This window comes from Ruegeria sp. CDSB022, from assembly GCF_059611145.1.
In genome coordinates this window covers 1-16,034 of sequence record NZ_JBXWOZ010000027.1, presented here as the reverse complement: position 1 = coordinate 16,034, position 16,034 = coordinate 1, and the positions used below count along the sequence as shown (strand labels likewise).

17 protein-coding genes and 1 pseudogene are annotated in these 16,034 nt (G+C 53.9%); 12 read left to right on the top strand and 6 right to left on the bottom strand.

Annotated features, from left to right (window positions below):
* Positions 1-138 precede the first annotated feature (138 nt).
* The 4 genes from AC2FIZ_RS20295 to AC2FIZ_RS20280 all read right to left on the bottom strand — a co-directional run bounded on the left by AC2FIZ_RS20295 (position 139) and on the right by AC2FIZ_RS20280 (position 3,460).
* Positions 139-762 carry a class I SAM-dependent methyltransferase gene (locus tag AC2FIZ_RS20295; protein ID WP_271952711.1) on the bottom strand — a complete coding sequence of 208 codons (624 nt, stop codon included), beginning with the start codon at positions 760-762 and terminating at the stop codon, positions 139-141.
* A gap of 9 nt (positions 763-771) precedes the next feature.
* A complete protein-coding gene (pssA, locus tag AC2FIZ_RS20290) occupies positions 772-1,518 on the bottom strand; it encodes a CDP-diacylglycerol--serine O-phosphatidyltransferase (protein ID WP_281973961.1) in 747 nt (248 codons plus the stop codon).
* 12 nt (positions 1,519-1,530) lie between these two features.
* Complete coding sequence (locus AC2FIZ_RS20285; RefSeq protein ID WP_496791581.1) at positions 1,531-2,205, bottom strand: phosphatidylserine decarboxylase; 675 nt, start codon at positions 2,203-2,205, stop codon at positions 1,531-1,533.
* Between the two features lie 424 nt (positions 2,206-2,629).
* The gene (locus AC2FIZ_RS20280) at positions 2,630-3,460 is read right to left on the bottom strand and encodes an IS5 family transposase (protein WP_281996137.1); all 831 of its coding nucleotides are present in this window, start codon (positions 3,458-3,460) and stop codon (positions 2,630-2,632) included.
* A 198-nt stretch (positions 3,461-3,658) separates the two neighbouring features.
* Between AC2FIZ_RS20280 and AC2FIZ_RS20275 the strand changes: the two genes are divergently transcribed.
* Genes AC2FIZ_RS20275 through AC2FIZ_RS20255 form a run of 5 tightly spaced genes read left to right on the top strand, consistent with a single transcriptional unit; the run spans position 3,659 to position 7,299 of the window.
* Positions 3,659-4,279 carry a glutathione S-transferase family protein gene (locus AC2FIZ_RS20275; protein ID WP_085822351.1) on the top strand — a complete coding sequence of 207 codons (621 nt, stop codon included), beginning with the start codon at positions 3,659-3,661 and terminating at the stop codon, positions 4,277-4,279.
* A gap of 33 nt (positions 4,280-4,312) precedes the next feature.
* A complete protein-coding gene (locus AC2FIZ_RS20270) occupies positions 4,313-4,981 on the top strand; it encodes a cupin domain-containing protein (RefSeq protein WP_496791579.1) in 669 nt (222 codons plus the stop codon).
* Entirely contained in the window at positions 4,981-5,664 is a 684-nt protein-coding gene (locus tag AC2FIZ_RS20265; RefSeq protein ID WP_271952722.1) for an SDR family NAD(P)-dependent oxidoreductase, read from the top strand. The genes AC2FIZ_RS20270 and AC2FIZ_RS20265 overlap by 1 nt, the downstream gene beginning before the upstream one ends.
* 3 nt (positions 5,665-5,667) lie before the next feature.
* Positions 5,668-6,726 carry a flavin monoamine oxidase family protein gene (locus AC2FIZ_RS20260; protein WP_496690610.1) on the top strand — a complete coding sequence of 353 codons (1,059 nt, stop codon included), beginning with the start codon at positions 5,668-5,670 and terminating at the stop codon, positions 6,724-6,726.
* A gap of 3 nt (positions 6,727-6,729) precedes the next feature.
* Positions 6,730-7,299 carry a TetR/AcrR family transcriptional regulator gene (locus tag AC2FIZ_RS20255; RefSeq protein ID WP_142640372.1) on the top strand — a complete coding sequence of 190 codons (570 nt, stop codon included), beginning with the start codon at positions 6,730-6,732 and terminating at the stop codon, positions 7,297-7,299.
* Positions 7,300-7,594: 295 nt separating this feature from the next.
* Here AC2FIZ_RS20255 and AC2FIZ_RS20250 read toward each other — a convergent pair.
* Positions 7,595-8,382 (bottom strand): annotated as a pseudogene (locus AC2FIZ_RS20250) (IS5 family transposase).
* A gap of 120 nt (positions 8,383-8,502) precedes the next feature.
* On the bottom strand, positions 8,503-9,183 hold the full coding sequence (locus AC2FIZ_RS20245; RefSeq protein ID WP_271952726.1) for a GntR family transcriptional regulator: 681 nt from the start codon (positions 9,181-9,183) through the stop codon (positions 8,503-8,505).
* A 341-nt stretch (positions 9,184-9,524) separates the two neighbouring features.
* Between AC2FIZ_RS20245 and AC2FIZ_RS20240 the strand changes: the two genes are divergently transcribed.
* From AC2FIZ_RS20240 to uxuA, 7 genes are all read left to right on the top strand, one after another.
* A complete protein-coding gene (locus AC2FIZ_RS20240) occupies positions 9,525-10,508 on the top strand; it encodes a TRAP transporter substrate-binding protein (RefSeq protein WP_282027912.1) in 984 nt (327 codons plus the stop codon).
* Between the two features lie 93 nt (positions 10,509-10,601).
* Positions 10,602-11,096 (top strand): TRAP transporter small permease, encoded by a 495-nt coding sequence (locus AC2FIZ_RS20235; protein ID WP_282027911.1) that lies wholly within the window; start codon positions 10,602-10,604, stop codon positions 11,094-11,096.
* Positions 11,093-12,403, top strand: a complete 1,311-nt coding sequence (locus tag AC2FIZ_RS20230) for a TRAP transporter large permease (protein ID WP_271952730.1) — start codon at positions 11,093-11,095, stop codon at positions 12,401-12,403. The genes AC2FIZ_RS20235 and AC2FIZ_RS20230 overlap by 4 nt, the downstream gene beginning before the upstream one ends.
* 96 nt (positions 12,404-12,499) lie before the next feature.
* Positions 12,500-13,243 (top strand): SDR family NAD(P)-dependent oxidoreductase, encoded by a 744-nt coding sequence (locus AC2FIZ_RS20225; RefSeq protein WP_271952733.1) that lies wholly within the window; start codon positions 12,500-12,502, stop codon positions 13,241-13,243.
* An 18-nt stretch (positions 13,244-13,261) separates the two neighbouring features.
* Positions 13,262-13,573, top strand: a complete 312-nt coding sequence (locus tag AC2FIZ_RS20220) for a cupin domain-containing protein (protein ID WP_281973965.1) — start codon at positions 13,262-13,264, stop codon at positions 13,571-13,573.
* A 5-nt stretch (positions 13,574-13,578) separates the two neighbouring features.
* Positions 13,579-14,499: a sugar kinase gene (locus AC2FIZ_RS20215; RefSeq protein WP_281973966.1), complete on the top strand. Its 921-nt coding sequence runs from the start codon at positions 13,579-13,581 to the stop codon at positions 14,497-14,499.
* Positions 14,500-14,530: 31 nt separating this feature from the next.
* Positions 14,531-15,766 (top strand): mannonate dehydratase, encoded by a 1,236-nt coding sequence (uxuA, locus tag AC2FIZ_RS20210; protein WP_142640364.1) that lies wholly within the window; start codon positions 14,531-14,533, stop codon positions 15,764-15,766.
* Positions 15,767-16,034 lie beyond the last annotated feature (268 nt).

Sequence of the window (16,034 nt, the reverse complement as noted above, 5' to 3'; positions counted from 1 at the left end):
CTTCGGTCTCTTGTTTGCCATTCTAGGTCCTCCGTTTCCTAAACATAAAGGGGGACCAGTTCAGTTGGGGAGGCTCAAGAAAAGCTGGTGTTTCTCAGTTTCCTGTTTGCAGCCGTACCCAGTTCTTTTACCGAACAGTTACGTGACAACTGATTTTTTCAGTACCAAAAATGTCATCATCCCCAGAGGTGGAAGGGTTCTTTGCTCCTCTACGGCAAGCGCATCCTCTTGCAGCACTGTTTCAATATCGAAATCAGAATGCCAGCCAATCGTATTTGCGACCGGAGCAATCGCGCGTTCCAAGGATGCGAGCAACCCCCGCTTTCGTTGGAAATGGTTGGTAATCACTACTTTTCCACCCGGTTTACAGACCCGCGCTATTTCCGCCATTACCCTTTCCGGTTCCGGTACGACGGATAGCACGTGCATTGCCGCAACCGTATCGAAATAGTTGTCGGGAAAATAAAGCGTGCGGGCATCCATTTGCCTCAGCTCGGCAACATGGTCCAGCGATAGATCTTTTGCTTTGTCGCGCGCCTTTTGCAGCATGTCCTCACTGAAATCGATTCCGGTCACTTGCGTTTCGGGCCCGTAATGTTCCAGCGAAAGTCCGGTGCCTACGCCAACCTCCAGAACTTTGCCTGGACGTCTATTGATAAAATCAACCGCCTGCTGCCGCCCGACATTGGTAACTGCCCCAAACGTCTTGTCGTAGATGGGGGCCCAGCGAGCATAGGAAGTTTGAACGGCTTTGATGTCCATATCGAGTCCTTAACGGTTAGAAGGTATTCCCCTGTCGAGCCACGCCCAGGCGACCGTACCCACATATCCGAAACAAAGCACAATCAACGTAGCCCAGGCGAAAGTCAGCAATGCGGCCCCCGCAACAGCGACACCGATGAGAAAAAACTTTGCGTTCTCGCGCGAGATTCGCGTCGTCTTGAATGACCAGGTCGGTATTTGGCTGATAAGCAGAAGACCTATGATCACCATATAAAGGCAAATCAATATACTGGGCAGCAAAGGGGCTTCGGCGAAGGCGAAGGACAGATACATTGGCAACATGACAAGCAGCGCCCCTGCAGGGGCGGGGACTCCCTCGAAATAGGCCCCATCTTGATCGCAGGTTTCGGATTTGCCGCCCACATTGAACCGGGCAAGTCGCATGACGCAGCACACCGCAAAAAACAGAACCGCAATCCAAGCCGCACTGCGTATATCCTGCAAGGCCCAGAAATAAAGAACGAGCGGTGGGGCGACCCCGAAGTTCAAGAAATCTGCAAGTGAGTCCAGTTCGGCCCCCAGTTTGCTGTCACTGCTGAGAAGGCGCGCAATACGGCCATCCAGCCCATCCAGCACACAGGCGGCAATTATCAACTGGACAGCGAGCACGTAATTGCCCTGAACGCCAAATCTGATTGCCGACAGGCCCGCGCATATGGCCGTTATGGTCAACGCATTGGGCAACAAGTGGATCAGCGCAAACTCGGTCTCTTCCTGTTTGGATGGTTTTGCCACTGATCCAGTTACCTACTTTTCTTCAAGGGTGGGCAAACTGGCAAGGACGGTTTCGCCCGCAATCATCGTTTGCCCTACACGCACTTGTAGGACCACGCCATCAGGAAGATAAACATCCAGCCGAGACCCGAAGCGGATCAATCCAAATCGTTCGCCAGTTTGCATCGCTGCGCCTGGCTTCACGAAGCAGACGATCCGTCTGGCCACGAGGCCGGCAATCTGGACAACAGCCAGATCCTGACCGTTTTTCATACGAATGCGCAGGCTGTTGCGCTCATTATCAGCACTGGCCTTGTCCAGGGATGCGTTGAAAAACTTGCCGGGGCGATATGCAACAGCGGTAATCTCACCTTCAATTGGCGTGCGGTTCACATGACAGTTGAAGACACTCATGAACACACTGACACGGGTGAGAGGCGTGTTAGGCATCCCAAGCTCGTTCGGCGGCACCGCCGCTTCGATCAGCGAAACCACCCCGTCCGCTGGGCTGACGATCAACCCTTCTCCAGTGGGTGGCACACGTTTCGGGTCGCGAAAGAAATAGTAGCACCAGATCGTGAGGCCGACACCAATCCAGCCCAGAACGTTAGACAGTAGAAACAGACCGACCGTAATGGCGGCAAAGATCGCGACAAACCGAATACCTTCCGGGTGCATCGGTTTGATGAACGTATCGCGCATGCGCATCGCAATCTTTCCCCTAGGTCAACTGATTGAACTTCATAAGTGGATTGGTAGGGAAGGCAAGTGGGACTATTGCGGTGGGCAAAGATTGATGGCGGGGTGTTACAATTTTATGGGTTCTACTGACAGCTTTTTTGATGCCCAGGTATCGGCGGTTGGACTAGGCGCCAGATTTCCGTTGTGGCATTCCACGACCGAGTTGCATGGATCAGTTTGAGACGAATTTGCCCCATACCCCATCACGTTAGAAGACGCGTTCGTACTCCGCACGATTGAGAGATGTCATGCGGTTGAGCGCTTTTGATGCAATTTTCGCTTCAGCTATTTGCCGGTCGAGATCACACGCTTGCAGGCGATCGCCGATAACTTGTTTCCATCTGCCGATCTAGGCTACAACCCCTGATCGCTGGTTGTCTCCCGTCTCACTTTACCAGTTCATTCTGCCATGTTCAGCGATGGTATCGATGTGTTGATTGCGCCGTGCATTCTCGCCGCGAACCGCGTTTTTAGGTGGGGGTATAATGATCTCAATCCTGGATCCGAACTTGTCCAACAGACAGTCTGCAACACATTGGCCGTCATATGCTCCATCCGCCAGAAAGCGGTTCACATCAACATCCATGTCAGCTAGCAAATCTGGCAGTGCCGTTTCATTGCCCACGTGTTCGGTGGTCAATTCCGTTGCAGCGATATCACCGGTTTCCGGGCCAAGCCTGATGTGGAGCTTGCGCCATGTTTTGCGCGCCTCCCTGATGCCGTGTTTTTCTCCATGCCAGCCCTTGTCGCCACGCACTTTCAGGCCTGTGCTGTCCACAATGAGGGTGATTGGCTTATTTGCGTCTCGCCGGTTTTGGACAATCTTCATCCGCTTACCGTGTCGCGACAAGGTCGAGAAGTCCGGTACTACGAGGTCAATGCCCATCAGCCTGGCAATCGACCGCATGAAACTCTGAGTTTGTCTGAGCGGAAGTCGAAACACGACCCGCAGAGTGAGACTGATCTCGATTGCCAGATCTGAATAAAGCGATTGACCGCCGCGTGTCTTGCGGCGTGGCGAAGCCCAGTTCTTCACAACATCATCAGAAACCCAGATCGTCACATCACCTCGACGCCGGAGACTTTCGTCGTATTCCGAGCAGTTCGTAACACGATACGTAGCCTTGGGAAACTTGTTGCGACGGGCATTGTTGAATTTGTAGGGATGTATCGCCGCTTGCGTCAGAGTGAGCGGCGGCGATATCGCGGCTCGGCGATCCATGCAACAACATCATTTTGCGGGACTTTATTGTTATTCATTAGGACGACACAAATGACCGCTTCGAAGGAAGCTGGCATCAAATCCAGACGCTGCTAAACTTATCATCGTAACAACCTTGTTATCGCAACGACCAAAATACATCTTGCCCAAGATACCTACCTACTAGTAGATAGGTGTCAGTTCACAAGGAGTGACGACATGAAAATCTATGATACTGAGGGATTCCCAAACCCCGCACGTGTGCGCATTGCGCTTGCTGAAAAAGGCGCAACAGACCAGGTCCAATTCGTTCCGGTTGACGTGATGGGTGGCGAACATCGCACCGAGGCCTTTAAAGCCAAGAACCCTGATGCCGTTGTGCCCTGCCTTGAGTTGGCGGACGGTACACATATTTCGCAGTGCAATGCGATTACAGAATATATCGACAACCATTTCGAAGGCCCGTCGCTGACCGGAGAGACACCAAAACAACGTGCGCAAATTTCGATGATGAACCTGCGTGCAGAAAATGGTCTGCTGAATGCTGTGGGAACCTACTTTCACCATGCCACACCAGGCCTTGGTCCAGACCTTGAGACCTATCAATGTGCTGAATGGGGCAACAAGCAAAAGCAAGTTGCTGGTCAGACAATGGCTTACTTGGATGAAGTTCTGGCTGACAATGAATATCTGGCTGGTTCTGAGTTTTCGGTTGCTGATATCACAGCGTTTGCCGGTCTTGCCTTTGCGGACTTTGCCAAGGTCGACATTCCAGAGACACTCTCCAATCTGACGGCATGGCGTGCAAAGGTCTCGGCACGGCCCAGCATCGCAGGTTAAGGACGCGATACCACTCAAGCCGAAAGGAAAAACATGGAACTGAACGCAGACTTTAAAACACGCGTGGTTGTTCATTCTGAACAGCTTGAGTGGAACGCTTCGCCTATGCCCGGTGTGGATCGGCGTATGTTGGACCGCATCGGCGGCGAAGTTGCCCGTGCCACGACGATTGTGCGCTATGCGCCGGGCAGCAAATTTTCGGAACACACCCATACAGGTGGCGAAGAATTCATCGTGCTTGATGGTGTATTTCAGGACGAACATGGCGACTTCCCCGAAGGGACATATGTGCGCAATCCTCCCACCACTGCACATACGCCGGGGTCAGAGCCGGGCTGCACGATCTTTGTAAAGCTGTGGCAGTTCGACATGGCCGACCGCAATCAGTTTCGCAAAACCATGGCCGAAGAACTGACCGATCCTGTGGATGGTGTCGCAACGGCTGAACTACACCGTGATGCGCGTGAAACAGTTATCTACAGCCACCTTGATGCAGGCGCGACACTGGAAAATACCGATGTGGGTGGGATCGAAATGCTGGTGATTGCCGGTTCCGTCACCGAAGGCAGCGATACGCTTGAAAAAGGAGCATGGCTGCGACTGCCGGAAGGCGATCAACTGTCTGCAACGGCTGGCCCTGATGGGGCAAAGCTGTGGATCAAGACGGGTCATTTGCCCCACGCCAAACCGCCTGCCGTCTGATGAGTGTTGAAAAACCTTTGGTCCTTGTGGCCGGCGCGGGGGCTGGCCTTGGTCAGTCCCTGTTGTCCCGTTTCACAAAAGATGGCTTTGCTGCCGTTGGCTTGGGACGTACGCAACCTGAAACGGTGATTGGCCAGTTCTTTGAAATGGACCTGACGGACGAGAGTGCCGTTCCCAGCATCCTGGCACAGGTTATCGCAGAACATGGCCCGCCCAAGGTTGTGATCCACAACACGAGCGAACTGATCATCGCGCCTTTCGCAGAAACCCGGCTTGCTGATTATCAACGCACGTGGGGATCGATGGTGCAGTCTGCCATTTTGCTTGCCCAATCGACACTGCAACCGATGGTCCGCGCTGGCGGTGGTACGTTCATTGTATCTGGCGCCACAGCGTCCTTGCGGGGTGGTACAAGATTCTCGGCCTTTGCCAGCGCAAAATTCGCCTTGCGCGGCCTGACGCAATCGCTTGCACGGGAGTATCAACCAGCAGGTGTTCATGTCTGCCACGCGATTCTGGACGGTATCATTGATACAGCGCGATCTCGGGACCTGCACAACCTTGATCCGGGCAAGATGATGAAGCCCGAGGACATCGCAGAGGCCTACTGTAGCCTCGCCCGCCAACCCAAATCCACATGGACGCACGAGCTAGATCTGCGCCCGGCATCCGAAGGGTTCTAGCGCATGCAAACGCTGATTGTCGGCGGCGGGTTGTCAGGACTTGTCTTAGCCGAACGTCTTGAGGCGCAAGGGCGCGACTATATGCTGATTGAGGCCCGCCCGCGGTTTGGCGGGCGAATCATGACGCAGCATCTGGAGGCAGGCTACTTTGACATGGGGCCTGCCTGGTTCTGGCCGGGCCAGCCACGTATTGCAGCTCTGATTGATCGGTTTGGTCTGACAAAGTTCGACCAATTCGCCGAGGGCGCTCAGACCTTTGAGGATGAACATGGCAACGTGCAACGCGGGCAGGGTTTTTCATCAATGGAAGGGTCATGGCGGCTAAAGGGAGGGTTGGCTGCTCTGACAGACGCATTGGCCAACTGCCTGCCGGATCATCGCAAACAGCTAAACGCGCCGGTTGTTAAACTTGACATGTCCGGCGATCAATTCATTGCAACAACGGCAAAGGGCGAACAGATCCACGCGGATCAAGCTGTCCTCGCTGTGCCCCCACGTGTTGCGGCCGAAATCGCATTTTCGCCCGCATTGTCTGCCGAAGCCGCCCAAACCATGAAAGGCATCGCGACATGGATGGCAGGTCAGGCCAAGGCTGTTGCGGTGTACGACAAACCATTCTGGCGCAAACAAGGACTGTCCGGTGATGCAATGAGCCGGAAAGGACCGATGGTCGAAATCCATGATGCATCCCCCCCTGAGGGCGGACCATACGCGCTATTTGGCTTCATCGGTGTACCGCCCCAAGGTCGCGCGGACGAACAACTGCTGCGTCAGCACCTGCACGCTCAATTAACACGGTTGTTCGGGCCTGAAGCCGCCGAGCCCCGAAAGCTCTACTTGAAAGACTGGGCCATTGATCCTTACACTGCAACTGAGGCGGATAAGGTACCTCTATATGCCCATCCGACATACGGTCTACCGAAGGCGATGAGCAATCTGTGGAACGGAAAGCTGCATTTCGCAGGAACAGAGGTCGCCCCGGTTTTCGGCGGCTATATCGAAGGTGCTTTGGAAGCGGCAGAGAATGTCCTACACAGCCTAAACGACCAAAATCTTGGATAACACATGGCGACCGACACCAAGACAACTCTGCTCAATTCGGCTGAACGGGCCGCGCGCAGGCGTGGCTTTGATGGGTTCAGCTATGCCGACCTGGCCGCCGACGTCGGAATCACAAAGGCCAGCATTCACCATCATTTCGCCAGCAAGGCAGCTTTGGCCGTCGCGCTGATGCAGCGGTATTATTCAGATTTGGAAACCGCCTGTGGCGAGATTGATCAAGACCATGCAACAGGGGCGACGCGCTTGGCCGCTTTGATCAAGCGGTATCGTGGCGCACTTGAAGGTGGTCAAAGCTTGTGCCTGTGCGTGTCTTTTTCGACCAGCACAGAAAATCTGTCAGCAGACACGATTGCCGAGATGAACCGTTTTCGCACAATGATGACCGAATGGCTTGCGAGGGTATTTTCACTGGGTCAGGGCGATGGAACGATCCTACATGTTGCCGATCCGGCAGCAGAAGCCGCCGCAACACTGCCTTTGCTCGAGGGCGCACAACTGGCAGCCCGAGTGGCACAGGACCCGCAAAGGTTTGAAGCGGCAGTCCAGATTTTGTCCAAGCGATTGGTTCAATAAACCAATGCGCAACCCTTCGTCCTGACACTGGCTTTTGTCCGTTAGGACTTGAGCACGTTCAAAAACAGACATTGCTGCGCTCTGCAGCATTGGTCGTTTTGGGCCATGAACGGACCTCAGATGCGATACGGCATCGGTTGACCGCCTGCCCTACACAGATTGTGGACGGCCCGTTGCTACCATTGCCCGAGGATTAGCGATGCTGCAGTGAGGCCCGTCGGAGGAGATTGGGTGGATGGCTCCTGCTCCACCGGCATCGCAATGCGCAACAATGCAGTTGTTATCGACTGCTAGGTCATGTTGACAATTGGCGGATCCAGAGGCGGATTGAAGTGATATCCACGAAGCCGAGAAAGCTTTCGGCTGTCTTATCTTAGCGGGTAGCCACCCGCCGAGCATTCATAAGTTTGTTGAAACATCTCTCGACCAGGTTTCTTAGCCGGTAGAGAGGCCAATCCAACCCAACGCGCCTCTTTCGGGACTTTCGCATTGGGATCACCGGTCGAATGCTTCGGCTGTGCAGTTCGGTGCGAATACGGTCGGCATCGTAACGTTTGTCGGCCAGCAGCACGACTGGCTCCGGCAGGTTGTCGTCCATAACCCGATCAAATCCAAGATAGTCCGATGTCTGGCCGGGTGTGATGTCAATTCTCATCGGCAGCCCAGCGGCATTTACCCGGAGGTGGGTCTTGGTCGTGAAGCCGCCTTTTGAGCGGCCAAAACCCTGTTGCGGAGTCCCCCTTTTGCGCCCGCTGCCTGATGATGGGCACGAACCACTGTACTGTCGACCATTTGAAGAGCGTCAGGAACGATCTTGCTCTCGGTCAAGGCTTCCGGAATCTGTTCCCAGAGCCCCGCGAGAGTCCAGCGCCGGTACTGTCGGTAGACACTCGACCCCTTCCCAAACTCCTCAGGCAAGTCTCGCCGCGGGGCACCTGTACACGCAATCCAGAAAACACCATCAAGAACAAGGCGATGATTGGTAGGTTTGCGCCCATTCGGGGCACGGACCGAAAGGATGAACCGTTCAAAGAACGCCCACTCCTCGTCCGGCATTAGATTTCGTGCCAAGCTGGCCTCCATCGCAGATACCGGCTTGAATAACGATCAGAGGTCGTTGTGAATCCCTTTTGTCAACACGACCTAATATGTATGAATTTAGACTAGGGCGATGAGGCGAAAAGCCATCCGATATCTAGCTACCTATTCATCAAAGTATGCGTTATGCGTTGTGTAGATTGCCTGAATGGTTGGCGTCAAACGGTCAAGATGCGTACGAAGAACTTGATCCGCCGCCCACGCATCCCCGCTGAACAGGGCCTTTAAAAGAGATTGATGATCCAGATACAAATCATCCATTGCTTCTTTGCTGGTTAATGCCAGCATGCAAAGGCGGTCAACCTGCGCTTTGTTTTCGGCGATGATTTCAAACGCAAACGCCTGTTTGGCCGAGGCGCAAAGCAGTTTGTGAAACTGGTAGTCCAGATCATGGAACAAATTGACATCTTCTGCTGAGATTGCATCCGCCTGTTCACGAAGGTTAGCTTTTAATGCCGCGTCTACCGACTTGTCGCGATCTGACACGGCAGTGCGGATGACTTCCAATTCGACTGCGGCACGCACAAAGCGGGCATTCGCGATGAGCTGGCGTGAGAACGGTCGAACAACTGTCGCGCGTTGTGGCCGCACCAAAAGGAGATTGAGGTTGGAAAGTCGCGTGAAAGCCTCGCGCACAGGCTGGCGTGAAAACCCGAATGATTTCGCAACATCCGTTTCGGATATCTTTGTCCCTGGAAGCAGCTCCAGGCGGGTGATTTGTCCAAACAGTTCGTCAAAGACGACATCGCTACTCGTCGTACGTTCAAGGGTTCCCAAAGCTGCCATTTTTTGTTTTCCAACCTCTGTTTGGCGACATTGTGGCAGATCAGAGAGAGAATTAATAGAGCAAATTAGGATACTAGGTTACATTATATTCATTGTTCTAAAAGGAAAATATCACATATTTAAATAGCATCTAGAAGAATTATGTTGACTAGTATCCCAGTAATCGTGTTGGGTGTGCCCATCAACGAGGGCGGAGCAAGTGTGCTAGCTGGGAGGAAATCAGATCATCCAAATTGGGGTGAAGGCTGATCTGGCGTGACCACTTGTAAGGTTTCGAACACGATCGCCGGTCAAAGACGACTGGAAGAAAACAAGACCTGAACCTGATCTGGGAGGATAGAATGTTCAATTTTTCACTAAAGACGTTGGCTGTGACGGCTGTTTTGTTGGGCGGGGTTTCGACCGCGCAAGCTGATGTCACATTGCGCGGGGCAAGCATGTTTGATGAAGAACATGCATTCACTAAAACCTTGCGCGAGTTTGAACGACTGGTCGCAGAGAAATATGATGGCGAGGTCGAATTTGATCTGCGCCTGAATGGTGAGCTTGGGGTTGAATCCGATTACGTCACCTACCTCAACCAAGGTGTCGCCGTAGATTATACGATCCTTGCCCCGTCCAACATGGCGGTGTTTTCAGAGTCCATTCCTTTGATGGATATGCCTTTCCTGTTCCGTGATCTTGAACACTGGGATGCGGTCCTTTCGTCGGATGCGCTGAAACCCCTTGAGGACGATCTGCGCGAAGCTGCAGGTATCGTGATCGTCGGGTATCATGGCGGCGGTGTGCGGAACCTGGCCTCAGCCGAGCCCATCACAAACATGGATGAACTTGCCGGACACCGCATGCGCGTCATGGGGGCCCCAATTCAGGCGCAAACTTTCTCTGCTGTTGGTGCGGCACCATCTGCCATCGCCTACAACGAAGTCTATAACGCAATTCAAACAGGCGTTATCGCTGGGTTCGAAAATGAAGCCGCCTCAATCCAGAACCTGAAGTTCTACGAAGTTGCGCCTCATGTTTCATTGACCCAGCACACGATCACCGTGCGCCCAATTGTGATGTCAGCAAAAATCTTCGATGAACTGCCTGAGAACCTGCAAGCCGCCATCATGGATGCCGGCGCTGAGGCCGGTGCTTTTGGCCGCGCGTTGGAGAGCGGTCAGGATGGTGAAAAACTTCAGGCGATGATCGACGCAGGTCAGATCGAAGTGCATGAGTTCGAGGGCCGCGAGAAAATGCTGGAATTGGTTCAGCCGGTCCAAGACGCCTATGCTGAAGAGCTGGGCGCGACAGAGCTGCTGAATAACGTTCGCGGAATGTAATCTCCCGGCTGACGGGCGGGTGAGTCTTCAAGCTCGCCTGTCGGCACAATTTCCGATGCGCTTGGCGCGTCACATTGCGATGTAGGGTGGAACATGCTTGGAAAATATCTGGATAGGTTCTGCACTGGGCTTCGTATATTGCTTGGCGTGATGATGGGGGCATTGGCGATACCGGTCGCGATGCAAGTTGTCTCTCGCTACACCGGTTTGATCCCAACTTACCTTTGGACCGAAGAACTGGCGACGTTCCTGTTCGTCTGGATTGTGATGATCGGGTCTATTGTCGCTGTTTGGGACGGCACCCATTTTGACGTTCGAATTACCCGCAACGCAATGAGACCGCTGCCACGTTTGTTCCAAGACGGCATCGTTCACGTTGCCATCATGATTTTTGGGGCGTTCTTCCTGTTTTACGGCATCGAATACACCGAATTTGGGGGCAACCAACGATCTGTAATGATGCGTGCAAACCTCGCGATCACGCACGTATCGGTCCCGATTGCCGGAGGGTTTTGGTTTCTCCTGTCAGGCTACCGGTTGTCCGAAACCATCGCGAAATATCTAAACCGAGAGAGCAGCCAGACATGATCCTCGATACAGCAACTGCCGCCACGATGCTTATTGCTGGCTTTCTGGTGCTGATTTTCATCCGCATCCCAGTGGCATTCGCATTGGGTTTGGCGACCCTCCCGGTTGTGTTGCTTGAGCTGCGGCTGACCCCGTTCATCGTGCTGGATCGGATGTTCCAATCCTATAACTCCTTCATCTTATTGGCCGTTCCATTCTTTCTACTGGCGGCCAACCTGATGAATTCCGGCAAAGTAACCGACCGGCTGATCGAACTGGCCCGTGTGCTAACCGGCTGGATGCCCGGCGGATTGGGTCATGTAAATGTCGCTGTGTCGATGCTGTTCGCTGGTATCTCCGGATCTTCCACAGCAGATGCGGCGGGTATCGGAAAAATCCTGATCCCAGCCATGCAGAAAGAGGGGTACGACACGCGGTTTGCCGTTGCTATCACGGCCTGCTCTTCGGTGATGGGGGTCATCATCCCGCCGTCGATTTTGATGATCGTTTGGGGCGGTGTCATGCAGGTCTCTGTCGGCGCATTGTTTTTGGGCGGCGCGATTCCAGGCCTGATGATTGGCCTCGCCTTGATGGCTACGGTCTATGGTTTCGCAAAAGCCCGCAATTACCCGGTGACGGCGACGCCGAACTGGGGTGAGTTCTGGGCCGCTTGGAAAGGCGCCGCACTGGCCCTTTTGACACCGGTCTTTGTGATTGGCGGTATTGTAGGTGGTCTTGTCACACCAACTGAAAGTGCAATCATAGCGGCGGGTTATGCGCTGATCTTGGGCATGTTTGTCTATCGGACGGTCACTGTCAGAGATTTGGGTACGATCCTCTATGACACCGCACGATTTGCAGCCATCTCTCTGTTTGCGATCGGCACCGCCTCGGCATTCGGATGGCTACTGTCGTTCTACGATGCGCCGCGCTTGATTGTCAGTGTTCTGACTGCTTGGGAGTTCGGGGCATTTGGAACGGCTATCTTGATTGCCCTTCTGTTTCTTCTCTTTGGCCTGTTCATCGATGCAATCCCGACAATCATCATTCTTGGCACGGTTCTGATGCCCGTGGCGCAGGCGGGTGGGGTTGATCCGATCGCCTTCGCTATCATCGGCATTGTCTCGCTTGCCTTCGGGCTGGTGACACCGCCATACGGCTTGTGTTTGCTCATCTCTGCAGCGATCGGCGGCCTAAACGTTGTGCAAGTCCTGCGTGAGGTTGTGCTTATCCTTGCCCCAATGCTGGTCATCCTCATTCTGTTGGCGGCATTCCCCGAAATCATTCTGTGGCTCCCAAAGGCAGTTATGCCGGGGGCGTTCCGATAATGGCGTCTCAACTTGCGCTCTGAGCGTATTCCGAAGGCGGCCAAACTAGACCCATGACAAAAGCGAAGCTCGCGCTTTGCAATAGGAAGGATCGACATGAAACTTGCAGGTAAGACCGCCATCGTGACCGGAGGAGGCCGTGATATTGGCCGCGCGGTTGCGATCAAACTCGCCTCTGAAGGCGCAAATGTTGCGATCAACTATTTTTCCAGCTCAAACGGCGCGGATGAAGCTGTTGCCGCAATCGAAGCCAACGGCGGTAAGGCGATTGCCGTGCAGGGCGACCTGAACAAGAAGGCGGATGTTGACGCGCTTGTGTATCGCACGGTCGAAACCTTTGGCGGCGTCGATATTCTGGTCAATAATGCAGGCGGTCTGATCGCCCGCAAAACCATTGCGGAAATGTCTGTTGAACATTGGGACGCCGTGATGAGCCTGAATCTGACCAGCACATTCCTGATGACGCAGGCTTGCCTGTCCAGGATGACGTCTGGAACTATCGTCAATCTCGCCAGTCAGGCCGGGCGCGATGGTGGTGGACCGGGTGCCGTCGCCTATGCCACAGCCAAGGGCGCGGTCATGACCATGACACGCGGTTTGGCAAAAGAGGTCGGCCCCGACATTCGTGTGAATGCACTTTGTCCTGGCATGATCGATACCGATTTTCACAATGTTCATACACCTGATGCTGGTCGACGCGGCTTTGAAGCCAACGCACCGCTAAAGCGTCAGGGTCATGTTGATGACGCTGCAAATCTCGTTTTATTTCTGGCCTGCGAGGACAGTGCCTTCATCACGGGCGCAAACATTGATCTCAACGGTGGCATGCTGTTTTCCTAACAAGCAAGGAGAGAACCTGTGCCCAATTTCCCGATCGTCTCTACAGGTGAACATGTCACGCGGCAGGTGCTATCTGATCATCCTGACCTCATGGTTGTTGCCTTCCGGTTTTACGCGACCGGGGCGATTGGTGCCCTACACAGCCATCCGCATGTGCAGGCGACCTATGTCGAAAGCGGTCGATTTCGGTTTACGTTGGGTGAGCACGAACAAGAGTTTGGCCCCGGTGAAAGTTTTGTCATCCCGCCCGGCCAAACCCATGGCTGCACATGCCTGGAACCTGGGACATTGGTCGACAGTTTCACGCCCCGCCGCGATGATTTTCTGTAACTGATATGCGTGTACTGGCAATCGGCGAATGCATGGCAGAACTTGCCCCATCTGAACGGGTTGGTGAATTCAAGCTTGGTTTTGCGGGCGATACCTTCAATACAGCATGGTATCTTGCACAAATCGCCGCAGATATCGACGTCAACTATCTGACGGCTGTCGGAGATGATGCGATTTCGCAGGATCTGCGGGCGTTCATGAAAGACAGCAGGATATCCGACACGCACGTCCAAGTCATTGCGGGCAAAACGATTGGGCTATATCTCATCCATCTCAGCAATGGTGAGCGCAGTTTTTCATACTGGCGCAGCGACTCTGCCGCCAGGCAACTTGCGGTCGACGAGATTGCACTCGGGCGGGCAGTTAAGGGCGCAGACTTAATCTACTTTTCTGGAATAACCCTCGCTATTCTCGATCCACAATCACGCGAAATTCTGTTAATTGCGTTGCGTCGTGCACGTGCATCCGGAACGACTGTTGCCTTTGATACAAATCTAAGACCACAGCTTTGGTCTACGCCGCAGGAAATGACAGACACAGTTATGAAAGCTGCTGCGCAATCCGATATCGTTCTGCCATCTTATGATGACGAAGCCGTATGGTTCGGGGACGGCGATTCAATTGCGACGTTGGATCGGTATGCAAAGGCTGGTGTCGATCAGATTGTCGTCAAGAACAGCGCGCAGCCTGTGGTTTTTCAAAAAGCAGGTCAACGTGGAGAGGTAGGCGTTGATCCAGCGAGGGGCATTGTCGATACCACTGCGGCAGGGGACAGTTTCAATGCAGGTGTCTTGGTAAGCGTTGTTAGGCAGGATGATTTGGCAACAGGCATACGCAAGGGGTGTCGTCTGGCAGGCCATGTCGTCCGTCACAAAGGCGCACTCGTCCCGGTTAACTTAGATCTTGGTAAGGATGAGACGGGTTAGTGATACGTCTTGATCAAGGAGTAGCAAGATCATGAAACAGACTTGGCGCTGGTTTGGTCCTTCTGATGCGATCTCCATTGGTGAAATCAGGCAAACCGGTGCAACCGGCATCGTCTCAGCCTTGCACCATGTTCCAACAGGAGAGGTTTGGCCAGTCGAGCACATCAAAGAGCGGCAGCAACAGATTGAGCAGCCCGGAGGCGTTCCATCTGGATTGACCTGGGACGTTGTTGAAAGCGTTCCGGTGTCCGAAGCGATCAAATCGCAAACCGGCCCGGTAAGGCAACACCTTGAAATGTACAAGGAAAGCCTACGTAATTTGGCCGAATGTGGCATTCACACAGTCTGCTACAACTTCATGCCAGTGCTGGATTGGACGCGCACAGACCTGAGCCATCCGCTGCCACATGGTGGGCACGCAATGCGGTTTGATCTCTTGGATTTTGTCATGTTCGATTGTTTCATCCTATGCAGGCAACGCGCGGAGCAAGATTATTCAGCGGTGATCATAGAAGCCGCACGGGCCCGGTTTGCAGATCTGGGCGATGGAGATCGCCTGAAACTGTCGAACAATATCGTCGCTGGTTTGCCGGGGGCGAACGACAATTGGTCTCTTGAGGATGTGAAACGAAACCTCGAGGCATATGTTGGCGTGACGCCCGAAACCCTCCGCTCCAACCTGGTTGATTTCCTTTCCGAGGTTGTTCCAACGGCCGAAGACCTCGGCGTCCGGCTCTGTTGCCATCCAGATGACCCACCTTTTCCACTGCTTGGGCTTCCACGGGTCATGTCGTCGCAAAGTGATTACGCGACCGTGTTGGATGCCGTTGACAGCCCGGCAAACGGAGCAACGCTATGCACCGGGTCATTGGGTGTTGCCGAAGACTTCGACCCAGTATCCTTCATTGCTCAGCACGGCCATCGGATCCACTTTGTACATCTTCGCAATACCGTGCGGGACGGTTCAAGCGACCGCAATCGCCATAGTTTTTCCGAGTCTGAACATTTGGCAGGAGACACAGATATGGTTGCAACAATTCGCGCCTTGATGGTCGAAGAAACGCGGCGCCGCAATCAGGGGCGATCAGATTATGAGATTCCCATGCGCCCGGACCATGGCCACGCTTTGCTGAACGATCTCACTCGTCCTTCCCAGCCCGGCTACCCGCTCATAGGCAGAATGCGCGGCCTCGCCGAACTGCGCGGTGTTATGCACGGTTGCACTTTGATTTCACCTGGGTCCGATGCCAATATTCGCGGCATTTAAGCGAGCGTCTGCTCCTCCGGACAGATCAGACCTTTTGCCGGGCTTGATGATATCAGTATGTGATCAGAAGACGACAGTAACCTGTCGGCAGAAGTCCGCTGTGCGCGCGCTTTGGGTCTTGAGCGGTTGAAAATGCTGCGCTTTGCATGAAAGTCCGGTTCGAGGAAACCGGTTGGTCGAACTGTTGGCGCCTAGGGTCAGGACTCATAGCCAATAGATGACGAGAGCTGCGATGGCGATTGCTGAGAGGAAGACCTTCGGGCACCTG

Coding starts and splice junctions, on each gene's coding strand:
- AC2FIZ_RS20230 (WP_271952730.1), top strand. CDS start 11,093: ATGATCCTCGATACAGCAACTGCCGCCACGATGCTTATTGCTGGCTTT.
- AC2FIZ_RS20255 (WP_142640372.1), top strand. CDS start 6,730: ATGGCGACCGACACCAAGACAACTCTGCTCAATTCGGCTGAACGGGCC.
- AC2FIZ_RS20295 (WP_271952711.1), bottom strand. CDS start 762: ATGGACATCAAAGCCGTTCAAACTTCCTATGCTCGCTGGGCCCCCATC.
- AC2FIZ_RS20265 (WP_271952722.1), top strand. CDS start 4,981: ATGAGTGTTGAAAAACCTTTGGTCCTTGTGGCCGGCGCGGGGGCTGGC.
- AC2FIZ_RS20280 (WP_281996137.1), bottom strand. CDS start 3,460: ATGGATCGCCGAGCCGCGATATCGCCGCCGCTCACTCTGACGCAAGCG.
- AC2FIZ_RS20215 (WP_281973966.1), top strand. CDS start 13,579: ATGCGTGTACTGGCAATCGGCGAATGCATGGCAGAACTTGCCCCATCT.
- AC2FIZ_RS20235 (WP_282027911.1), top strand. CDS start 10,602: ATGCTTGGAAAATATCTGGATAGGTTCTGCACTGGGCTTCGTATATTG.
- AC2FIZ_RS20270 (WP_496791579.1), top strand. CDS start 4,313: ATGGAACTGAACGCAGACTTTAAAACACGCGTGGTTGTTCATTCTGAA.
- AC2FIZ_RS20245 (WP_271952726.1), bottom strand. CDS start 9,183: ATGGCAGCTTTGGGAACCCTTGAACGTACGACGAGTAGCGATGTCGTC.
- AC2FIZ_RS20225 (WP_271952733.1), top strand. CDS start 12,500: ATGAAACTTGCAGGTAAGACCGCCATCGTGACCGGAGGAGGCCGTGAT.
- uxuA (WP_142640364.1), top strand. CDS start 14,531: ATGAAACAGACTTGGCGCTGGTTTGGTCCTTCTGATGCGATCTCCATT.
- AC2FIZ_RS20285 (WP_496791581.1), bottom strand. CDS start 2,205: ATGCGCATGCGCGATACGTTCATCAAACCGATGCACCCGGAAGGTATT.
- AC2FIZ_RS20260 (WP_496690610.1), top strand. CDS start 5,668: ATGCAAACGCTGATTGTCGGCGGCGGGTTGTCAGGACTTGTCTTAGCC.
- AC2FIZ_RS20240 (WP_282027912.1), top strand. CDS start 9,525: ATGTTCAATTTTTCACTAAAGACGTTGGCTGTGACGGCTGTTTTGTTG.
- AC2FIZ_RS20275 (WP_085822351.1), top strand. CDS start 3,659: ATGAAAATCTATGATACTGAGGGATTCCCAAACCCCGCACGTGTGCGC.